Genomic DNA, 18,875 nt, shown 5'->3' on the forward strand with positions numbered 1-18,875 from the left:
TATTTGGCGGTGTGTCTGGTCACTTTCAACTCGGCTTTGCCACGCCGGTCATTGGTTCAGACTGGAAATATTTTCGAGGACTCCTGCCGGGCAAAGAGTTAAGCTCACCTTTTCGTTATCGTAGGACCTTGGATACCAGGAGCTATACTTGCGGGAGGATGGGCCTTGTCCCAATGCTGTGATGAAATGGGATCAACGGATCTTCGTGGCAGAGCTGAACGTTAAGCATTTCCGTCAGAAACTTGCCGGTCCATTGGATGAGGCACGCCGCCGAACGATGACAGCGTTGTTGGCGACGGAAGAAGAGACGCTGGCTCGGCTTAAGTCGGCTGCAGCCGAGCGCGATCTTGCCGCGCTCCTCGATCTCCTCGCAGCAAGGGCGAGAACAGCATTCGATTCAGACTTGTTTGTGCGAAATCCTGCGCTGCGTGAGGCTTTTCTGCAAAGCTTGAAGGGGCTCCCGTTCGGCATCGGTCTCGTTGATGCGGATGGCAACATGATCATCGCAAATGAAGCGATGCAGCACCTGGTGCCAAGCAGGATTCCGTCCCGAGACGCTGATCGCATGCGCCGATTTCAAAGCGCGGACGAACTCAGACCCCTGCAATGGCCCGGTGCGCGCGCCTTGCGTGGTGACGCCGTCAACCCTGGGATCGCATTTGTGTTCACCAGCGAAGATGGCCGATCAAGTGAGGTCCGGGTTGCGGCTATTCCCGTTCGCGACGAGAATGCCAGAATTGTGGGAGCGCTGGCGGCGGCCTACGATCTGAAGCTGCTCGCCGACAACGAAACCAGGCAAGCGCTCGCAATCGCATTGGAAGAAGAAGCCGAACGTCAGTCCAGGGACGGAACAACAGACGGGGCAAGGTGAGGAACGTCATTCCTCGGGAGCGACTGCCTGCGTACCGCATCAGGTCAAGCCTGCCATTCTCGCCAGTGTGTTGGCTCTAAACCCGACAATCTGTCTTTTTGTTCTGCATCCATCCACCCACCGACAATGCGGCGGCACGGAAAAACGAGAGCGTGTATGCCGTCATCATCGATGACCGCAAGTTCAATGGTGCGATCGAACGGCGCGCTTGAAACAGGTTCCCAGGACCGGGGGGTATCAGACTGCCCTGATGGATCGATAGGGATCGACATCGCATGCTCCGCTCTCAGGCGAGAGCACATCCGATGTCCCCAGTCGCCGGCGCCCGTTAAAGTCATCCCGGCGATGGCAACACCCTTCGCCCTAGATTGGTCACCAGCAATACTCTCGTTCAGCTCTTGCATTGCTTGACCCGAGTCAAAAACCTGACGCGACGAACATCTGTCGCTAAAGTCTCGATAAACTCCAAAAATCCCGCCAAAGAACTAGCGAAGAGACCACGCCACATACCATCTGTTCGCTGTTGACGAGGCGACAAGTGGCTGGCGAGCGCCGGCTCATGCGTCTGACGTCCGAGAAGGCTGATGGCTGCACGAGACCAACCACGCCTACCCTTTCGACGTACTCCGATTTTGTTCGCCATATCCCCGATGGGCGTTTAGATTGCGACTATGTCATCGTGACCATCTTGGTTGCGCGCAGCACAACTGGGACGTCGATGAAAAAATCGAAGCAACCTCAGCCGGTGGCCACCGGCGTTCAAGGTTTGGATGAAATTCTGCGCGGGGGCCTGCCTCCGAAGAATTTTTACATGCTGCAAGGCGCACCGGGATCCGGCAAGACTACGGCAGCCCTTCAGTTCCTGCGAGCTGGCGTCGAGCAAGGGGAGCGTTGCATATATGTATCCTTATCGCAGACCGAGGCGGAGTTGACCTCCATTGCCGTTTCCCATGGCTGGTCTATGGAGGGGATCAGGGTCGAGGAACTTTCAGCCTCGGATGATGTGAACGGCGCGGCCGACCAGACCATTTTTCAGACTGCCGAGCTGCGGCTAGACGAAACCCGGCTCGCCATCGAGCGTGCCATCGACGAGTACAAGCCGTCGCGACTGGTATACGATTCCCTTCTGGAAATTCGCCTCCTTACCGGCGACACGCCTCGATTTCGGCGCGAGCTTATCGGTTTCAAGGCATTTCTGGCTAAGCGGGACGTAGTTGCCTTGCTGCTTGATACACAGACCAGCGAAGGCGTTAACGCCGAAGAAGTGGAGGGCATCGCGCATGGCGTCATCCGTTTCGATAAAACGCTGGAGGAATACGGTCCGGTGCGACGGCGGATGGAAGTGAGCAAGATGCGCGGCGTCGCCATCGCTGACGGCTTCCATGACATGGCAATCCGCAACGGCGACGGCGTTGTCATATTCCCGCGGATCGTGCCAGACCAAGCCACTCAGCAGCACAAGCCGGAACTGATAAAGTCTGGTCTGAGCACACTCGATGATTTGTTTGGCGGTGGCCAAGAGTCGGGGACGACAACGCTGGTGATTGGCCAGGCGGGCACCGGTAAATCGACGATGGCATCTCTTTATGCGACCGCCGCGCTGAAGCGTGGAGAGCATGTCGCGCTGTTCCTGTTCGAAGAGCGGCTCGAAACTTTCTTCCGACGCTCCGAGGGCCTCGGACTCAACATGCGCGAGTTCTACGACGCCGGCAGGCTCACTATTTGCGACTTCAACCCCAACGATGTCTCGCCTGGCGAATTCGCGCAGATCGTGCAGCAGATCGTGACCTCACAGGACAGCCGGGTGGTCGTCATCGATAGCTTCACGGGCTATCTCAATTCGGTGCCACATCGCGACAAGGCCGTAAGGGACATCCAGTCGCTTCTCAAATACCTGGCACGGTCGGGCGTTCTGACGATGCTGATAGTGGCTCAACACGGACTGTTGGGTCAGAATGTCGGCATCGACGTCGACGTTAGCTTCCTGGGGGACACGGTGCTGCTGCTCCGGATTTCCGAGCATGACGGCCGACTGCGGCGCAATATCACGGTCGTCAAGAAGCGTCACGGTCCCCATGACCTGGATGTACACGAACTCCTCATCGACAGTTCCGGCGTGAAGGTGGTTCCATATAACCCGCTGCCAGAGGCGTGAGCGAACCGCTGTTCAGCTTTGGCAAAATGCAGGAGGTGCTCATCCTGGCACCTTACCGCCGGGATGCGGACTATGTGCGCCAACTTCTTCTGGCCCACGAGATCGACGCCAGCGTTGCGACCGACAGCGACACATTAGCAGACCAGCTCCGAGGCGTCCCCGGAGTGCTGGTGGCCACCCATGAGGCGTTGAAGCCTGAGGTTTTGGAAACGGTGGCCGCGCATCTGGAGGCGCAGCCAAGCTGGTCGGAGCTGCCCGTCGTTGTGCTTCTCGATAAGAACGCACGAACCGAAACGTTAAGGCTCCACCTTAACCGCGTATGGCCGCGGGCGCGTCAACTGTTTTATCACCGGCCAGTCAGACCCGCGGAGCTCATCAGCGGCGTCCAATCTGGCTTGCTCGCGCGGCGTCGCCAGCAGGACTTGTATGAAAACCTGGAGCGGGAAGTCGAGCTTAGGCGAGAACTCAACCACCGGGTCAAAAACATCTTGGCCAGCGTCACTTCAATCTTCGAGATGACGGCCAGGCAGGCGGCATCGCTCTCCGATTTGAAGCAAGATTTCAGGGGGCGGCTGTCTGCGCTCGCCGGCATCCATTCCACGGTGTTCGATGCTGCCGGCGAGCAGGTCTCGATGTCCGAAGTAGCGGCCTTGATCTTGGAGCCGTATCGACGGGAAGGGGCATATCGTATTCGCGCTTCTGGTCCGGATGTACCGCTCAACCGCGAAGCAGCCACGACCCTTGCGCTGTGCCTGCATGAGCTTGCAACCAATGCGATCAAATACGGCGCCTTGTCAGTTGATGACGGCAATGTCGACCTCATTTGGTCCCATAGCCAAACGAGCGGTGAGCTCGCTCTTTCCTGGATAGAATGCGGCGGCCCGCCTGCCAAAGAACCAAGCCGGCTAGGATACGGAACGCGCTATTTGCGCTCTGCCATGACCATGTTTTTCGGCAATCCGCCCACATTTGAGTACACAGTAGAGGGCTTCCGTTTTTCCGCCAAGGGAAACATTTCTCGGCCGAACTGAACCAGTAACGCTGGGAGGCGTTCGTTTGTGACAAGGAGCGCCAATCGCCGCATGCGAATATTTTATTTGGAAGATAATCCCTTAATCGCGTTCCATGTCGAGCAACTGGTGGAGGACTTGGGGCACACTTACGTCGGTTCCCTGGATAGCTTCAAAGCCCTCAAGCTGCAATTCGAGAACTATTCGATGGATGTGGCGCTCATTGACGTCGACCTGGCAGATGGTCGAACGGGGCCGCATGCCGCGCGCTGGCTGAAAGATCGAAAAATACCCTGTCTGTTTTTAACAGGGCAGGACCATATCGCCGCTGATGCCGGTGATATTGCTTTAGGCACGATTTCAAAGCCGGTTTCGCTTCAGTCACTCGCCGACGGATTGCTGTTGGTGCCCGAGTGACCAGGGTAGCATCCAATTTGACAATCGAAGCGCTCCTTGCCCTGACGGCGAGGGTAAGCGCAAGTGCTACGGCCAGAGCTGTTGATGTTTGGCCACCGCGCAATTCTCTATGAGCCTTCCAGGCTTGAATGACTCCGATCAGCTATCGGCAAGCGACCTCAATTGACCGTCGCTGGACATTCCAGCTGCCGACTTATGTTGTTCTCGGACAGAGCCTCTTCTTCGCCCCGGAAACGCATCCTCAATCTCCGTAGCGGACCGCTCTCCTCATCCGACACGAGAGGTCAACAATCCGACTGCGGCCCAGCGTTGCCAAGTGAAGCATCATGAAATTGCAACATGAGCTATGCGTCGAGTAAGTTTGGCTTGACGAAAGCCACTTGTTCTCAAACAAGCACTTACTGCTTCAATCTGGACCGAAGTCATGACCGCAGATGGTAAGCATAGCGTCGCTTTAAATTCCGCTTTCCTTGCCGGGGGTGGCGAGCTTGGCGAACTCATCCGTAATTACGATTGGGCCACTACGCCTCTGGGCGCTCCTTCAACCTGGCCGGGAAGCCTCAGGACGCTGGTGCAGGTCATGCTCACGTCCAAGCAACCCATGTTCATCGCCTGGGGACCTGAGCGCACCATGCTCTACAATGATGGCTATGCACCCATGTGCACCACCCGTCATCCCTGGGCATTGGGCAAGCCGTTTGCAGAGGTTTGGGCCGACATCATTGAGGATGTCGGCCCGATCATGGACGCAGCCTATGCCGGCACCCCGACCTACATGGACGATATCGAATTCCAGATGATGCGAAACGGTCGGCCGACCGAAACGCATTTCTCATTCGGCTATACCCCTGTTCATGACGAGACTGACCAAGTCGCGGGCATGTTCTGTACCGCTCTCGAAATCACCTCTGAAGTCATCTCGGGGCGCATGCGAGGGCAAGAGCTCGACCGGATCAGGACGCTTTTGGAACAAGCGCCGAGCTTCATGGCAGTGCTGACAGGTCCCGAGCATCGTTTCGAGATCACCAATGCTGCTTATAGGCAACTTATCGGGCATCGAGACGTGATTGGCAAAACGGTGCGCGAAGCTTTTCCAGACATTGACGGCCAAGGATTTTATGAGCTCTTGGATAAGGTGTTCACGACCGGCGAAACCTTCGTGGGCCGCAGTATGCAGATTGAACTTCAGCATACCCCGGGCGGACCGGTTCAGAACGGCTATCTCAACTTCGTCTATCAGCCCATGTACGACGAAGCCGGCCGGATAAACGGCATTTTTGTTGAGGGTAGCGACGTCACCGACCTCAAGAAGGCCGAACTGGCGCTCGTGGAATCGATCGCAACTCAACAAGTCCTCTCCGGCGAATTGCAGCACCGTATCAAGAACAGCCTTGCCATGGTCGCAGCCATTGCCGCTCAAACCTTACGGGGAGAAGACATTGCCGACAGACGGCAACTGTTCAGCTCGCGCCTAAGCGCATTGGCGACTGCACACGACATTCTGACTACCCGGACATGGACCACGGCTTCTCTACGGGAAGTTGTTGAAGGCGCTCTGCTGCCTCATTTGCCCAATGAGCAGAGGGTTTCCGTCCTAGGACGCCATATCGATCTCAATCCGAAGCAGGCTCTTTCCATGGCCCTCGCGATCCATGAGCTTGCCACCAATGCCGCCAAATATGGGGCACTTTCCACCCCGACGGGCATCGTCTCGATCTCGTGGGATTTCATTGCGGCGGAAGACGAACAACGATTTGTCTTCAGATGGGCTGAGAATGGTGGCCCAGAGGTAAGAGAGCCCAGCAGAGCCGGATTTGGCTCAAGATTAATCACAAAGGTGTTGGCCTCCGATTTTGGCGGAGAAGTGAGCATCGATTATGCTCCAGAGGGCGTTCGGTGTGTCCTGGAAACCGATGCGGAAAGCGTCACTGCATCAAAGCCCTTTAAAAAGTGAAGCTGGTTTACATGGCGCACTCGAAACAAACAGTCCTGGTCGTTGAGGATGAATCGCTGGTCAGGATGGCGATCGTCGATCGCCTTGAAAACGAAGGCTTCCTGGTTCGTGAAGCGGCTAACGCCGACGAAGCTCTAGCCATATTGACAAAAAATCTCGACATCCGACTGGTCTTCACTGATGTCGATATGCCCGGAACAATGGATGGCTTGAAGCTTGCCGCCGCCGTGCGCGACAGATGGCCACCAATCAAGATCGTGGTCACGTCCGGTTACAAGCACGTAAGGCTCGATGAAATTCCTGCAGAAGCCGAGTTCGTCCCAAAACCCTACGACCCGGACAATCTGATAAGTGCCCTTCGCCGTTTGATGAGCTGACGCAGATGAAGGTCCGGCCTCCCGAAGGAGGCCGGTCAGCTTTACTGCAGGACAGCGATGTCGGTAAACGCATCAGCGCCTTCGATCGCGCCGATTTCGGTTGCCGCACCAGTCTCAAGGTTGACCGTATAAAGGGTTGAACCTGCAACAAGATAGGCCGTGTTGGTCAGGTCTTCGGTGGCGGCAATGTCGAAAGCATAATTGTCAGCGCCATCGATACCGAGCTTGCCGATAGCGGCGAGCGTGCCATCATTCGGCGAAGTCTGCTGGATCAAACCAACGATAGTGGCGTCAATATCATACATGGCGGTCGCTTCGGGCTTGCCGATCGAGTTGATATAGGCGGCAGCAACAATGGCCGGGGTTTCACCGGCATGCATGTCGCCGTCTTCAAACGCCAGCGAGCCATCAACGGTGACGGCGCCGTCATCGACATTGACCCGGAAATTGGTCCCATCGGTTGCCATCAAGCGCAGACGGTCAGCCATGGGGTTGAAATCGACGATAGCGCCCTCAAAGCTCGGCAGCATTTCAGAAAGCGTGCTTTGAACGGTGGCAGCACCCGTGGCAGTATCGATGGTCACGATCTCTCCGGCCAGTGACACGCCGTAGAGCATCTTGTCAGCGGGGCGAACATCGATCCCGGCAAGGCCATCCACGCCAGTGACTTCCATGGTACCGCTGACTTCAAGGCTTTCTGTGTCGAACATGACCAGCGTTTTGCTCCCGGAAAGGCCGATAGCTGGGGCAGCGAGTGCGGCACCGGCACCAATGGTGAGCGCTGAAATGGCGAGCATGCTGCGATAGGCGAACGTGGCAAGCATAAGACGTCTCCTCTTTGCCGGCGCAGATTTGCGCCGTTTACAGACCCCTTACCCGTGACGACGGCATTCCGGATGCAGCCCACACGACTTTTTTTCGCGGCAGTGCATCTGAAGGTCGCAGCCAAGGGTAATCGACAAGGGAAGAGAACTCGCTCATGCTGATGCTCATGCCGGATGTTACTGACATTTCAGACCTATTGGCGCGCATTGGTCGCCGCGACCGAAATGCACTTGCCGCTCTATTCGACCACGAGTCAGGACGCCTGGTGGCAATCGCTCAACGCATCGTCCGTCGCCGTGATCTGGCAGAGGATGTCGTACAGGAGGTTTTCATCACCGTCTGGGCTCGAGCAGATCAGTTTGATCCATCTCGGGGGTCCGCTCGCGGATGGTTGACAACGATGACCCGCAACCGAGCTCTGAACCTCATCCGAGACGACGCACGCGTCGATTATCATGATGTGGGCGTCATTTCAGACCTGGGTGATCGGCAATTCGATGCTTTGGCAGCCTTCGATACTCTGTCGGAACGCGATGCCCTTCGACATTGTCTGGGCGCGCTTGACGAGCCCAAACGGCAAGCCATTCTCCTTTGTTATGTCACTGGACTTAACCATGGCGAGGCTGCCGCGACCTTGAAGGCTCCTCTGGGTACAGTGAAGGCTTGGATCAGGCGCGGCGTTCTGGCTTTGCAGGAGTGCCTCGCATGACATCCGATCAGTTGGAGCAGGCAGGGCAGTATGTTCTGGGTCTTCTCGGCGATGATGAACGCCGCATTTTTGAGGCGGAGATCGCTTCGGACACAGAACTGGCAAAGGCGGTGAACAAGCTGCGGGACCACTTTCACCGCCTCGATGACACCGCGGCCGCCCTGCCCCCTAACCCCGAACTCTGGAACAAGATCGAGGCTCGCCTCGGCTCCTCGCCCATTGATTTGGCCGCTCTACGCAACCGTCCAACTGCCTCACCCTCTCGGGCTTGGCTACCTTTCGCAGCGGCGGCCAGTATCGTTGTGGCGCTCGGCGTCGGCTACATGGTTGGCAGCACACTCGGCACCACCAGGCAGCCGGAAATGATCGCGGTTCTGGTCAACGAAGCGGACGCCACACCGGGGGCTATCATCGAAGCTTTTGCCGATGATAGCGTTCGCGTCATCTCACTCGATAATTTTGTGATACCGCCCGGGCAGGTTCTCGAGGTTTGGACCTTGCCCGACGCCGATACCGGCCCAGTGTCGCTCGGCACATTCACTGATGCATCGACATTGCGGCTGACTGGTCCTGATCTTCCGGCGCCGCATGTGGGACAACTCTATGAAATTACCGTTGAACCATCGCCAGGCTCGCCAACCGGGCGACCTACCGGACCGATCCTCGTGAAAGGTTTTGCCAAGCAGCCAGTATGAACAAAAGATCGGCCCCGGACCAGATAGGTCCAGGGCCAAGGCAGGATACTGACACAATAGTGGTCAGGCGAGGAATGGTGTCGCGGCAGCGAGTGCGGCCTTCTTGCTCAAAGGCTTGTCGAAGGCGCCATCCCAACCGAACTTGAGTCCGATGCGGCGCACCTCAGAAGCATGGCGGGCTTCAACCGAATGGATCTGCAGGGCAACGGTCAAAATTTCCTTTGATCCGATTAGGTTGCCAGCCTGGCCCTTGTAGGCTGCGACGCCGAGATCTTCAAAGGTCTGGCTGAGCGCGAGGAACGTGTCGAAGTTTTCCCAAACGTCAGCATATTTGCCGCCAGCAGTGAAGTCCACGCCCGGTGCCGCAACAGCAGCAGACCCCAGCACACCCTTGAGCAGCTTCACGTGAGCGTTTTCGTGCTGACCGATGGTGCGGAAGACCGACCTGTATTGCGATGGAATGACGCCCGACTTGTTGCCTTGTTCATAGAAGGCGGCCTCTAGATATTCTAGCGTCAGCGCGAAATTCAGCGTGTCCGTAACTTGCTGCGGCAGACTTTGCCCGAACGCCTGATTGGACGCCAAGGCTAGAACCAGTGGAGCACTGGTCATGATGCCAGCGGCTTTGGCGTAACGCGTGAAGACATCGCGACGGCTGAAAGCGATGCTATCGACGAGTTCGGGCTCGATGGCGCCGAGAATGGTGTTGTCGTTGCTCATGATAGAAATTCCTTACGGCAAGGTGGCAGCGGTGACTTCGGTCACGATGAATGGAGCAGCCTTCGGCAGCACCTTCGATGGCAACAAGGCCTTGTCGAGACCCTTCTGATCGACATTGCCTCGACCAGCAGCCTCGGCGCTGAACGGTCTCAAGAGGTCCGCAATGGCGGCAGCGTGGCGTGCTTCGACCGATACGATCGAACCGGCGGCAACAAGATAGTCCGGCGTGGAGATGAGCTGGCCCGCGCCGTTATAGGCCGCGACACCAAGATTCTCGAAAACATCTGCCGTTCCAAGAACACTGGCACGGCTTGAGAAATCCACGGCAGAAAAATCGACTTCAAGCGCTGGAATGGCATTGGAGCCCAGTGCACGCTTGAGGAAGTCGCGATGGGCAATTTCGTGGTCGCGAATCTGCTGTAGGATGCGCTGGTCGTTGACCTGCATGTTGCCGAACGGGTTCTCAAGCGCCTGAGTGTAGAAGGCGGCTTCGAGCTGTTCGAGCGCATACGCATAATTGAGTACGCCGATGTCGCCATCGCCCAATTCGGCGGCCAAAGCGGCACTGATACCGAAATTAGGCAACACGGCACTCGCGATCGCCACCGTCGTGCCGGCCCCCGCCCACTTCAGCAGGTGGCGCCTTGAAAGGCTGGTCTTGCTTTGCATGTTAGAAATCTCCGAATGGGTTCCGGAGAAGCTACGGCTTGGACCGAGGATCAAGTTTCGACGAAATACGCCGGAGACAATCGATTTATAGCGAAACTATTTTCGCAGCTTGACGTATGCGCGTGCAGCGTCTCGCAACCTCCAACGGCGGCCCTTGGAATATTCCGAGACGTTTCTAAGGGCTCTAATGAGGTCGTCTGCGGATACGGTGGCGTTAACGCCTGCTCCCAACGGACTTGCTAAGCGGGGAAAGTAGGCTTGAGGCATGGCTCATGCTGAGGGGCCAATCTTCGCGTGGCCGCTCCCTCCAACGTTTCTTAGAGAAAATGTACGAAGAAACAATGTTTTAAGAGGCGGACGATAGAGTGCGACTTCATCAAGACATCGCCATTGATTTAGCCATCGTCCAGTGTTGTCGCCATGCACCCAGCGTCCCTAAAGCTCTTTATGAGTCACGTTCGGCAGTTGGCCGCGTGCGCCGGTGTCGGCCTGCTTGAAGCGGGCCGCTGGATCGCCCACGAGGGCGTTTTGCCTTGCTCCGACCCCGTCCCTTCGCTCTTTCATGACTCCGCAAAGGTTTTCCCGCAAGGAGAGCAGTCTTTCGCTCCCTTTCTTCTGATTGTTCCAATTCCCACCATCGAAGAAGATCGCCCGCTCTGCCTGGTGCTCTGGGACACCCGCCCGCGCAGCGAAAATTCCAGCTATATTTTGCTTGCTCGGATCATCGAGTTGGCGGGGCAGTTCGCAATGGCCGCAAGACGCGAGGCCGAGCGCCACCGACAATGTCTTCTGGAGCGTGCGTCAGCAACTGCCCGCATCGGCATCTGGTCATGCTCGCTGCCTGATGGGCGACTGACATGGACCAACGGCGTGTACGATCTCTTCGAGCTGCCGCGGAACTCACACATCGACCGTGACACCACTCTGAAGATGTATTCACCCGAGTCGGCAAGGCAAATGCAGGCACTCAGGGCCGAGGCCATTGCTACGTGTGGCGACTTCAACTTCGATGCTCAGATCATCACCGCCAAGGGCAACCCACGCTGGATGCGAATTACCGCAACGGTAGATGGCGTAGAGGGCGTCGCCCGGCGGATTTTCGGGATGAAGCAGAACATCACGGAAGAAAAGCACATGGCCGAACGCATGCGATTCTTGGCTCAAACAGATGTGTTGACCGGCCTTGCCAATCGCAGTCTTTTCAATGCGTGGATAGAGGACCTTCACGGTCAGCGAAACGGCGTTCCCGTGGGCGCACTGATCCTCATTGATCTCGACAACTTCAAGGCCGTTAACGACACGCTCGGCCATGTCCACGGTGACACCTGCCTCATAAAAACCGGGGAGCGTCTGCGCCAATGCGCTCCGCCCGGCGCTTTGGTGGCGCGTATCGGCGGCGATGAATTCGCAATTCTCACCGATAGCCGCGATAGTGTTGAAATGGAGCGCATTTCCAAGACAATCATCGACGCTTTTGGACACCCGGTTCAACTCGGAACGCACCAACATAGGATCGGCGTATCGCTCGGAATTGCCATGCGCAAAGGGCAGGATGCGGATACGCTCTACCGTGATGCCGACGCCGCGCTCTACGCTGCGAAGTCTGCCGGTCGCGGCACCTGGCGCCTGTTCAACGCCGCCTGATTCTAACAACTCTGCAACTGCGTCGCTGTGACCAACTCGCAACTCGTTCGAGGTGTGGCGGCAGGCTTGAAGGGAAGCCAAACGTCTCTTGAAGTACTAAATCGGGTCGTTGTGAGACCAGCTCTCAGGAGGTGATAAACCGACCGACCGCTCTGGGTGTGCGAAATGCGATAGCACACATTCGGTCTGCCTTCATTCGCCTGTCATTTGCGATCGCCAATGTGTTGGCTATGGCGGAGCATCAGACCCAAGTGAAGCTGCGAGAAGCTTGCGAGCATCTGCTTTCGACCGCAGCGCACCCTGACGAAGTCACGGTCCGTTCGATCACCCAGCGGGCCGGCACGAATGTCAGTGCCGTCAACTATCACTTCGGCAGTCTACAGCAGTTGGTCTTCTCGACGGCGGAGCGGGTCTACCTTCGCCTCAACGCGGAGCGTCTGAGGCTTTTGCAGAGTGCAGTGCAACGCACCCATCCCGCTCCTGCATCGGTGGAAGACCTTATTGCCGCACTGGTCGGCCCCTCTATCCGATGGAGCCTGGATCCCACGTCCAGCTACAATGTCATGCGGCACATGACGACCTTGGCTCAGGCCAGTGATCATCCGGAAATCTTTCGACCGATGATCGAAGACATCGAACATCACCTGCAATTCATCCCGCATTTCCGCAAGATAGCTCCGTGGCTGAGCGAGGTTGATATCGGCTTCCGGATATCCTGCCTTTTGGGCGTGCGGACGCAGATGACCCGCAACCGCCAGAGAACGCTGGAACTGACCCAGCACGCCATCGATCTTGAAAATGCCGACAGCGTCATCGCGCAGATCGTTGCCGCAACCGCGCCCATGTTCGTGGCGCCGATTTCAAACAGCGTTCCAATCCCGTCACGTCACTGAGACGGGAGGGCTTTAGTCAGGCTCCAACCGAGGAGCTTGCTATGGCCGAGACCACCTTTATCCACATCACCGATCTGCACGTCGGCAATCCCGCAGTCCCCGACGATCATTTGTTCAGCGACACCTCGGCAACGCTCGCCCGTGTGCTTGAGATGATCGACACCATGGATCAGACGCCGAGCTTTATCGTGGCGAGCGGCGACCTGACCAATCGCGGCGATGTCGACAGCTATCGTCAGCTCAAAGCCATCATGGCGGCGACCGATCTGCCAGTGGTTTATGCGATCGGCAATCACGACACCCGGCCCGGATTTTATGAGGGCATGCTCGAGCGCACCAGCGACCTCGACACGCCCTATGACCACGATCAGGTCATCGCTGGCACCCATATCATCACCCTCGACACGACCACGCCCGGACAGATCGGTGGCAGCCTGACGCCCGAGCAGTTTGCCTGGCTCGAAGGCCGTTTGGACAGCCATGCCGACCTGCCGAAACTGATCGTTGCGCATCACGCGCCTGCGCTCGGCGATGCCCCGCCATGGGATCATTGGCGCACCATCGAATTCGATCAGAGCCAGCAGCTGGCCGCCCTTCTCAAGGGTCGGAATGTGCTTGGAATTCTGTCCGGCCATATCCATCACGATCGCTTCTCGGTCTGGCATGGCATCCCAGTCATCGTGGGGATGGGCCAGCACGCAGCCACCGATATTTTGACGACGAACGTGCTCCGCATGGTCGAAGGCGCCTCCTTCGGCATCGGCACGATCCGGTCTTCGGGGCTGACAATGGCGCTCGTCCCCCTTCCCCAAACGCGGCGTGAACTCAACCGCTACGACCTCTCCCTGCTCCGACAGAAGCAGGAAGCGGCGCTGACCAACGCGGCCGAATAGCTTTTCCTCGAAAAGGACACCCCTCGATGCAAAAACGCACTTTCCTCAAGCTGGCGGCTCTTGCGCTCGGCGCAACGGCCATGACCGGGGCAGCCCGCGCCGAAATGGCTGCAGAAATCACCGAACCGGTGACCATCAGCTTTTACAATTATAACCTCGCCACCGCGAGCGCCGGGGCCGATGCCACCCGCGAGATGATCGCCAAGTTCGAAGAAGAAAACCCGCTGATCAAGGTGGAAACCGTCGGCGTCCCCTCGAATGAGATCATCACCCGCATTCAGGCCGACATGGCTGCGGGGATCCAGCCTGACGTTGCCCAGCTGGTCTTCCGCGACCTGATCTATCTCGCCTCCGACCTCGGCGCCCAGCCGCTCGAAGACATGGCCGGTGCTCAAGGCTATGCCGAACTCGTCGATGGCCTGATCCCGCGCGGCGTCGATCTCGGCAAGATCGACGGCAAGACCTATGGTCTGGCCTACACCTTCTCGACCCCGATCCTTTACTACAATGCCGATCTCTTCCGTCAGGCAGGGCTCGACCCGGACAATCCGCCCAAGACATGGGCCGAGGTGAATGCCGCAGCCGAAGCCATCGTCGAAAAGACCGATGCCGACGGTTTCTTCCCCGGCGCCTATGGTCCTGCGGATGGCACCTTCGTCTACCAGGCCATTCTGATGTCCAACGGCGGCAAAGTGCGCGATGGCAATACGCTGACCTTCGCCGATCCCGCCGGCATCGAGGCAGTGCAGATGCTGCGCGACATGGTCGACAGCGGCGCCCACGCCCGCCTCGATCCGTCCAACCCGCAGGAAGCCTTCGCGGCCGGCCAGCTCGGCATGTATCTCTATACCAGTGCGCTGCAGAGCTCGCTGTCCAAGGCCTCCGAAGGCAATTGGGAATTGCGCGTGGCCGCCATGCCCGCCTTTGGTGACAAGCCGACGGCGCCGACCAATTCCGGTTCGGCCCTCTACGCTTTCTCGCAGGATCCGATCAAGCAGCGCGCCGCCTACGAGCTGATGAAGTTCCTGACCTCGGACTATGGCTACACCATCATCACCTCCAAGATCGGCTACCTGCCGCTCCGCCTCGACATCGTCGACGACCCGAAGTTCCTTGGTCCGTGGACGGCTGAGCATCCGCTGATCCGCCCCAATCTCGAGCAGCTTTCGCGCCTGACGCCAAACGTTGCCTTCCCTGGCCCCAATTACCGCCAGGCGGAGTCGATGATGAAGGAAGCCGTCACCGAAGCCGTCCTTGGCACCAATGACGTCGCGCAGACCCTGACCGATGCGCAGGCTAACGCACAGGCATTGATGCCCTGATGCGCCGTGGGAGCCGGCAAAACCGGCTCCCGTTTCATCGACAAAATATCCAAGACAAGAGGAGGTCGCGATGCGTCATTGGCGTTTGCCCGACACACACAATATTCGCGACCTTGGCGGCTATCCGCTGGCATCAGGCGGAACCGCGCAATGGCGCCGAATACTGCGGGGGGAAGCACTGCACACCCTGACCGCAGAAGGGCTTTCGGGCCTCGTCGAGAATGAACTGGTGCTCGTCATAGACCTGCGCGGGCCGCATGAAACCGGCCTTCACATCCATCCCTTTGCCGACCATGACCGTGTGGGCTATCGCAACATCGTGCTGTTCAACGCCCTGAGCCCGATCGCCTTGGCGGGCCCGTCTTTTGACATGGCGCAGCGCTATTGCGACGCTCTCGACCAATGCGGACCCCAATTCGCCGAAGTCTTTCGCGCTATAGCGAATGCACCTCTGGGCATGGTGCTTTTTCATTGCACCGCCGGCAAGGACCGCACCGGTGTCGTCGCCGCGCTGCTGCTCGCCAATGCCGGTGTGGCCGAGGAAGATATCGTCGCCGATTATGCGCTGACCTCCTCGGCAACCGGCTTGATCGACCAACTGCGTACGCGCGCCCTGTCGACCGGCTCCGACCCGATGCAGGTCGAGCGCATGCTCGCGAGCGACGCCGCGACAATGGAGCGGTTTCTCGCAGCGCTCAATACCAAGCATGGCGGCATCAAGGCCTATCTCGACGCGATCGGCCTATCGGCTTCCGAGGTCGACGCGGTCAGAAATCGGCTCTGCCAGTGATCGCGTCAGCGCCGAATGGCGGCCCAGCACATGTCGGCAATCATGCGCCGGTCCTTGGGTGCGAGCTTGCTGCCCTTCTGCCGCAGTCGCTTCAAGGCATTGCGGATCGCGCCGCGCACAAAGCTCATGATCAGGGTGGGAAGACCTTCACGCACCGCGCCGGCGGCCTGGGCGGCTTCGATCAGCCCTATGCCATGCTGGACGAAGGGACCAAAGACCGCTTTGGCATCGTCGAAACTGATCAGCGGGTTGTTGTCGAGATAATCGAAGAGACGCGCGCGCTCGGCATCTTCCCAGATGAAGTCGATATAGCGTTCGATATAGCTCGCGAGGTCGGCCTCGGAAGACGTGGAGGCCTTGTCGGCCAGCATGAGGCTCTCGGCCATTTCCATGCTGACGCGGACATAGACACCGAGGACAAGCTCTTCCTTGTTTTTGAAATAATTATAGAGCGAGCCCGTCGCGACACTGGCCTCTTCGGCAATGGCCGACATGGAGCATTGCAGACCATTGCGCACGATCAGCCGTGCCGCCGCCGCAAGGATCCGCTCGCGCTTATCCGGAACCACATCCATTTTCTGAATGAACCTTCATTCACCTGTCATGGTCGGAAGGTAGCTTTATGACCGTCGCCGCGCAAGCCCTGTGCGAAAAAAGATCGGCGAACCAGATAGTTACGGCGCGCTAGCGGCCACCAGGGCCCGTGCCAGAACAGGAGACTTCCGTGTCCGACACCACAACCTTCGTTCACCTCACTGACCTCCATGTCGGCAATCCCGCCGTCGAGGACGATCATCTCCATTCCGATACGACGACGACGCTGCGCCGCATTCTGGCCGACGTGAAGTCGCTTGTTCCGCAGCCCAAATTCATGGTCGTCAGCGGCGACCTGACCAATCGCGGCGATGCCGGGTCCTACGAAAATCTCAAGGGCCTGATCGCCGAGGCCGGTTTCGACATGCCGATCCTCTTCGCGCTCGGCAATCATGACCGTCGCGACGGGTTTTATCCCACCATGCTCGGCCGCAGCGACAATCTCGATACCCCTTACGACCATGCCGCGGTGATCGCCGGCATTCACGTCATCGTCCTCGATACCAGCGTTCCCAACAAGATCGGCGGCGCCTTCGAACCGGGCCAGCTCGATTGGCTCAAAAGCGAACTGGCCCAGCACGCGGACCTGCCCAAGTTGCTCGTCATGCACCATGCCCCCGCGCTCGACACGCACGACCCGTCGATGGAGTGGGAATCGCTCTCCTACGCCGACACCGAAGCGCTGCGCGATGCCGTGGCCGGCAAGAACGTCCTCGGCATCCTTTCGGGCCACATCCACTACGATCGCGTCGCCAATTGGTATGGCATCCCGACGGTGGTAGGCATCGGCCAGCACGCGGCAACGGACGTGCTCTGGCTGCATGAGGGCCTCCGCATGCTTGAAGGCGCGGCCTTTGCCATCGGCACGGTTCGTCCCTCCGGCCTTGCCATCACCTTCGCGCCACAGCCGGCGACGCGCCGCGAGATCGGCGGGTTCCGCTTCGCCGACATGGCCGAAATGCTCAGGAAATACGAAGCCGACACCGCGGCTGCCGCCGAATAAACCCGCGAACGAGAAAGCCTCTCCCATGTTCCGCACGTCTCTTCTTGCCGGCCTCCTGGCCCTTTCCGCGGCGACGCCCGTGCTCGCCCAGACCATGGCGCCGAGCATCGACCAGCCGGTCACCATCACCTTCTACAACTACAATCTTGCCACCGCTGGTCTCGGCGCCGAGGCGACGCAAAAGCTGATCAACGAATTCATGGCGGCCAATCCCAATGTCACCGTGACAGGGATCGGTTATTCCAGCGCCGATTCGAGCCGCATCCAGGCCGATCTGGCTGCGGGTCAGCCGATCGATCTCGTCCAGACCGTCTTTTCCGATCTCGATTTCTCGGTTCACAATTTTGGCGCGCAGGCGCTCGAAGATATCGCGCCAGCCGAAGAAATCACCGCCCATCTTGCCGGCATGCACCCCAATGGCACCAAGCTCGGTGTGCTCGATGGCAAGACCTATGGGCTCGCCTATACGTTCTCGACGCCAGTGCTCTTCTACAATGTCGACCTGTTTCGTGAAGCCGGTCTCGACCCAGATGCGCCGCCAGCAACCTGGGAAGAGCTGAAGGCTGCAGCCCTTGCCATCGAAGAAAAGACCGACGCCGAAGGCTTCTCCGCCGGCATCACCGGGCCGAGCGCTGTCGACTGGCTGTTCCAGGGCATTGTCCGCTCCAACAATGGCGAAGTCATCTCGCGCGATCGCAAGACGCTGAAATTTGCCGAGCCCGAGGCGGTCGAAGCCGTCAAGATGCTGCGCGACCTCAACGACGCCGGCGTCTACGAAGTCTATGAAGGCCTTGGCGCTGTCGACGCGATGTCTTCGGGTTCGCTCGGCATGTATCTTCAGACCAGCGCCCTGCAGTCTGGTCTCGTCAAGGGCGCCGAAGGCAATTTCGAACTGCGCTCGGCGGCCATGCCGCGCTTTGGCGACAAGCCGACGCGCCCGAACAATTCCGGCTCGGCCCTGACGATCCACACCACCGACCCGCTCAAGCAGCGTGCCGCATGGGAGCTGATGAAGTTCCTCACCTCCGATCATGGCTACACCGTCATCACCTCGGAAATCGGTTACCTGCCGTTGCGTCCAGCCATCGTCACCGATCCGAACTATCTCGCCGACTGGGTTGCCGAGCACCCGCTCGTCGCCCCCAATCTCGAACAGCTTGACCGTCTCGAGCCATGGGACCCGATGCCGGGCCCGAACTACCGCCAGATCGTCAAGACGATGATGGACGCAGTCGAAATGTCGATCTTTGGCGGTGCGGATGTCGAGGCGACGCTCGCTGATGCGCAGGCCAATGCCCAGGCCCTGATGCCCTAAACCCCGCGACCCATCGCCG

The 18,875-nt window shown here is 58.6% G+C and carries 20 protein-coding genes; 15 read left to right on the forward strand and 5 right to left on the reverse strand.

What is annotated here, in order from left to right; all coding sequences use genetic code 11:
- Positions 1-181: 181 nt before the first annotated feature.
- Positions 182-871, forward strand: coding sequence for a PAS domain-containing protein (locus VW35_RS08150; protein ID WP_046142415.1), 690 nt, complete (start codon positions 182-184; stop codon positions 869-871).
- A gap of 44 nt (positions 872-915) precedes the next feature.
- Here VW35_RS08150 and VW35_RS20940 read toward each other — a convergent pair whose 3' ends face one another.
- Entirely contained in the window at positions 916-1,143 is a 228-nt protein-coding gene (locus VW35_RS20940; RefSeq protein WP_162836644.1) for a hypothetical protein, read from the reverse strand.
- A 446-nt stretch (positions 1,144-1,589) separates the two neighbouring features.
- Between VW35_RS20940 and VW35_RS08155 the strand changes: the two genes are divergently transcribed.
- From VW35_RS08155 to VW35_RS08175, 5 genes are all read left to right on the forward strand, one after another.
- Complete coding sequence (locus VW35_RS08155; RefSeq protein WP_046142416.1) at positions 1,590-3,026, forward strand: DUF7125 family protein; 1,437 nt, start codon at positions 1,590-1,592, stop codon at positions 3,024-3,026.
- Positions 3,027-3,052: 26 nt separating this feature from the next.
- Positions 3,053-4,057, forward strand: a complete 1,005-nt coding sequence (locus tag VW35_RS08160) for a sensor histidine kinase (RefSeq protein WP_046142417.1) — start codon at positions 3,053-3,055, stop codon at positions 4,055-4,057.
- A 51-nt stretch (positions 4,058-4,108) separates the two neighbouring features.
- The gene (locus VW35_RS08165; protein ID WP_046142418.1) at positions 4,109-4,453 is read left to right on the forward strand and encodes a response regulator; all 345 of its coding nucleotides are present in this window, start codon (positions 4,109-4,111) and stop codon (positions 4,451-4,453) included.
- Between the two features lie 424 nt (positions 4,454-4,877).
- Positions 4,878-6,407, forward strand: coding sequence for a sensor histidine kinase (locus VW35_RS08170; RefSeq protein ID WP_046142419.1), 1,530 nt, complete (start codon positions 4,878-4,880; stop codon positions 6,405-6,407).
- An 11-nt stretch (positions 6,408-6,418) separates the two neighbouring features.
- Positions 6,419-6,784, forward strand: coding sequence for a response regulator (locus tag VW35_RS08175; RefSeq protein ID WP_046142624.1), 366 nt, complete (start codon positions 6,419-6,421; stop codon positions 6,782-6,784).
- 41 nt (positions 6,785-6,825) lie between these two features.
- Here VW35_RS08175 and VW35_RS08180 read toward each other — a convergent pair whose 3' ends face one another.
- Positions 6,826-7,608, reverse strand: a complete 783-nt coding sequence (locus VW35_RS08180; RefSeq protein ID WP_046142420.1) for a DUF4394 domain-containing protein — start codon at positions 7,606-7,608, stop codon at positions 6,826-6,828.
- Between the two features lie 155 nt (positions 7,609-7,763).
- Between VW35_RS08180 and VW35_RS08185 the strand changes: the two genes are divergently transcribed.
- Both VW35_RS08185 and VW35_RS08190 read left to right on the forward strand, forming a co-directional pair.
- Positions 7,764-8,318, forward strand: a complete 555-nt coding sequence (locus tag VW35_RS08185; protein WP_342016720.1) for a sigma-70 family RNA polymerase sigma factor — start codon at positions 7,764-7,766, stop codon at positions 8,316-8,318.
- A complete protein-coding gene (locus tag VW35_RS08190) occupies positions 8,315-9,013 on the forward strand; it encodes an anti-sigma factor (protein WP_046142421.1) in 699 nt (232 codons plus the stop codon). The genes VW35_RS08185 and VW35_RS08190 overlap by 4 nt, the downstream gene beginning before the upstream one ends.
- Before the next feature lie 63 nt (positions 9,014-9,076).
- On the opposite strand, the gene VW35_RS08195 is transcribed toward VW35_RS08190, so the two are convergent.
- Together VW35_RS08195 and VW35_RS08200 are read right to left on the reverse strand one after the other, a co-directional pair.
- On the reverse strand, positions 9,077-9,733 hold the full coding sequence (locus tag VW35_RS08195) for a ferritin-like domain-containing protein (RefSeq protein ID WP_046142422.1): 657 nt from the start codon (positions 9,731-9,733) through the stop codon (positions 9,077-9,079).
- 12 nt (positions 9,734-9,745) lie between these two features.
- Positions 9,746-10,402, reverse strand: a complete 657-nt coding sequence (locus tag VW35_RS08200; RefSeq protein WP_046142423.1) for a ferritin-like domain-containing protein — start codon at positions 10,400-10,402, stop codon at positions 9,746-9,748.
- Between the two features lie 447 nt (positions 10,403-10,849).
- Here VW35_RS08200 and VW35_RS08205 point away from each other — a divergent pair, with 447 nt between their 5' ends.
- The 5 genes from VW35_RS08205 to VW35_RS08225 all read left to right on the forward strand — a co-directional run bounded on the left by VW35_RS08205 (position 10,850) and on the right by VW35_RS08225 (position 15,944).
- Positions 10,850-12,046, forward strand: coding sequence for a sensor domain-containing diguanylate cyclase (locus VW35_RS08205; protein WP_161796875.1), 1,197 nt, complete (start codon positions 10,850-10,852; stop codon positions 12,044-12,046).
- A 251-nt stretch (positions 12,047-12,297) separates the two neighbouring features.
- Positions 12,298-12,939, forward strand: coding sequence for a TetR/AcrR family transcriptional regulator (locus VW35_RS08210; protein WP_244465848.1), 642 nt, complete (start codon positions 12,298-12,300; stop codon positions 12,937-12,939).
- A gap of 41 nt (positions 12,940-12,980) precedes the next feature.
- Positions 12,981-13,832: a metallophosphoesterase gene (locus VW35_RS08215; RefSeq protein WP_046142425.1), complete on the forward strand. Its 852-nt coding sequence runs from the start codon at positions 12,981-12,983 to the stop codon at positions 13,830-13,832.
- 26 nt (positions 13,833-13,858) lie between these two features.
- On the forward strand, positions 13,859-15,154 hold the full coding sequence (locus VW35_RS08220; RefSeq protein ID WP_052951582.1) for an ABC transporter substrate-binding protein: 1,296 nt from the start codon (positions 13,859-13,861) through the stop codon (positions 15,152-15,154).
- Positions 15,155-15,224: 70 nt separating this feature from the next.
- Positions 15,225-15,944: a tyrosine-protein phosphatase gene (locus VW35_RS08225; protein ID WP_046142426.1), complete on the forward strand. Its 720-nt coding sequence runs from the start codon at positions 15,225-15,227 to the stop codon at positions 15,942-15,944.
- A 5-nt stretch (positions 15,945-15,949) separates the two neighbouring features.
- Here the strand turns inward: VW35_RS08225 and VW35_RS08230 are convergent, their stop codons facing one another.
- Positions 15,950-16,519, reverse strand: coding sequence for a TetR/AcrR family transcriptional regulator (locus tag VW35_RS08230; protein ID WP_046142427.1), 570 nt, complete (start codon positions 16,517-16,519; stop codon positions 15,950-15,952).
- Between the two features lie 149 nt (positions 16,520-16,668).
- On the opposite strand from VW35_RS08230, the gene VW35_RS08235 reads away from it, so the two are divergent.
- A complete protein-coding gene (locus VW35_RS08235) occupies positions 16,669-17,541 on the forward strand; it encodes a metallophosphoesterase (RefSeq protein ID WP_046142428.1) in 873 nt (290 codons plus the stop codon).
- Positions 17,542-17,566: 25 nt separating this feature from the next.
- A complete protein-coding gene (locus VW35_RS08240) occupies positions 17,567-18,856 on the forward strand; it encodes an ABC transporter substrate-binding protein (RefSeq protein WP_046142429.1) in 1,290 nt (429 codons plus the stop codon).
- Positions 18,857-18,875: the final 19 nt, after the last annotated feature.

Origin of the sequence: Devosia soli (genome assembly GCF_000970455.1) — a bacterium.
In the GTDB taxonomy this organism is placed as follows: Bacteria; Pseudomonadota; Alphaproteobacteria; order Rhizobiales; family Devosiaceae; genus Devosia; species Devosia soli.

Coding starts and splice junctions, on each gene's coding strand:
- VW35_RS08150 (WP_046142415.1), top strand. CDS start 182: ATGAAATGGGATCAACGGATCTTCGTGGCAGAGCTGAACGTTAAGCAT.
- VW35_RS20940 (WP_162836644.1), bottom strand. CDS start 1,143: ATGTCGATCCCTATCGATCCATCAGGGCAGTCTGATACCCCCCGGTCC.
- VW35_RS08155 (WP_046142416.1), top strand. CDS start 1,590: ATGAAAAAATCGAAGCAACCTCAGCCGGTGGCCACCGGCGTTCAAGGT.
- VW35_RS08160 (WP_046142417.1), top strand. CDS start 3,053: ATGCAGGAGGTGCTCATCCTGGCACCTTACCGCCGGGATGCGGACTAT.
- VW35_RS08165 (WP_046142418.1), top strand. CDS start 4,109: ATGCGAATATTTTATTTGGAAGATAATCCCTTAATCGCGTTCCATGTC.
- VW35_RS08170 (WP_046142419.1), top strand. CDS start 4,878: ATGACCGCAGATGGTAAGCATAGCGTCGCTTTAAATTCCGCTTTCCTT.
- VW35_RS08175 (WP_046142624.1), top strand. CDS start 6,419: ATGGCGCACTCGAAACAAACAGTCCTGGTCGTTGAGGATGAATCGCTG.
- VW35_RS08180 (WP_046142420.1), bottom strand. CDS start 7,608: ATGCTTGCCACGTTCGCCTATCGCAGCATGCTCGCCATTTCAGCGCTC.
- VW35_RS08185 (WP_342016720.1), top strand. CDS start 7,764: ATGCTGATGCTCATGCCGGATGTTACTGACATTTCAGACCTATTGGCG.
- VW35_RS08190 (WP_046142421.1), top strand. CDS start 8,315: ATGACATCCGATCAGTTGGAGCAGGCAGGGCAGTATGTTCTGGGTCTT.
- VW35_RS08195 (WP_046142422.1), bottom strand. CDS start 9,733: ATGAGCAACGACAACACCATTCTCGGCGCCATCGAGCCCGAACTCGTC.
- VW35_RS08200 (WP_046142423.1), bottom strand. CDS start 10,402: ATGCAAAGCAAGACCAGCCTTTCAAGGCGCCACCTGCTGAAGTGGGCG.
- VW35_RS08205 (WP_161796875.1), top strand. CDS start 10,850: ATGAGTCACGTTCGGCAGTTGGCCGCGTGCGCCGGTGTCGGCCTGCTT.
- VW35_RS08215 (WP_046142425.1), top strand. CDS start 12,981: ATGGCCGAGACCACCTTTATCCACATCACCGATCTGCACGTCGGCAAT.
- VW35_RS08220 (WP_052951582.1), top strand. CDS start 13,859: ATGCAAAAACGCACTTTCCTCAAGCTGGCGGCTCTTGCGCTCGGCGCA.
- VW35_RS08225 (WP_046142426.1), top strand. CDS start 15,225: ATGCGTCATTGGCGTTTGCCCGACACACACAATATTCGCGACCTTGGC.
- VW35_RS08230 (WP_046142427.1), bottom strand. CDS start 16,519: ATGGATGTGGTTCCGGATAAGCGCGAGCGGATCCTTGCGGCGGCGGCA.
- VW35_RS08240 (WP_046142429.1), top strand. CDS start 17,567: ATGTTCCGCACGTCTCTTCTTGCCGGCCTCCTGGCCCTTTCCGCGGCG.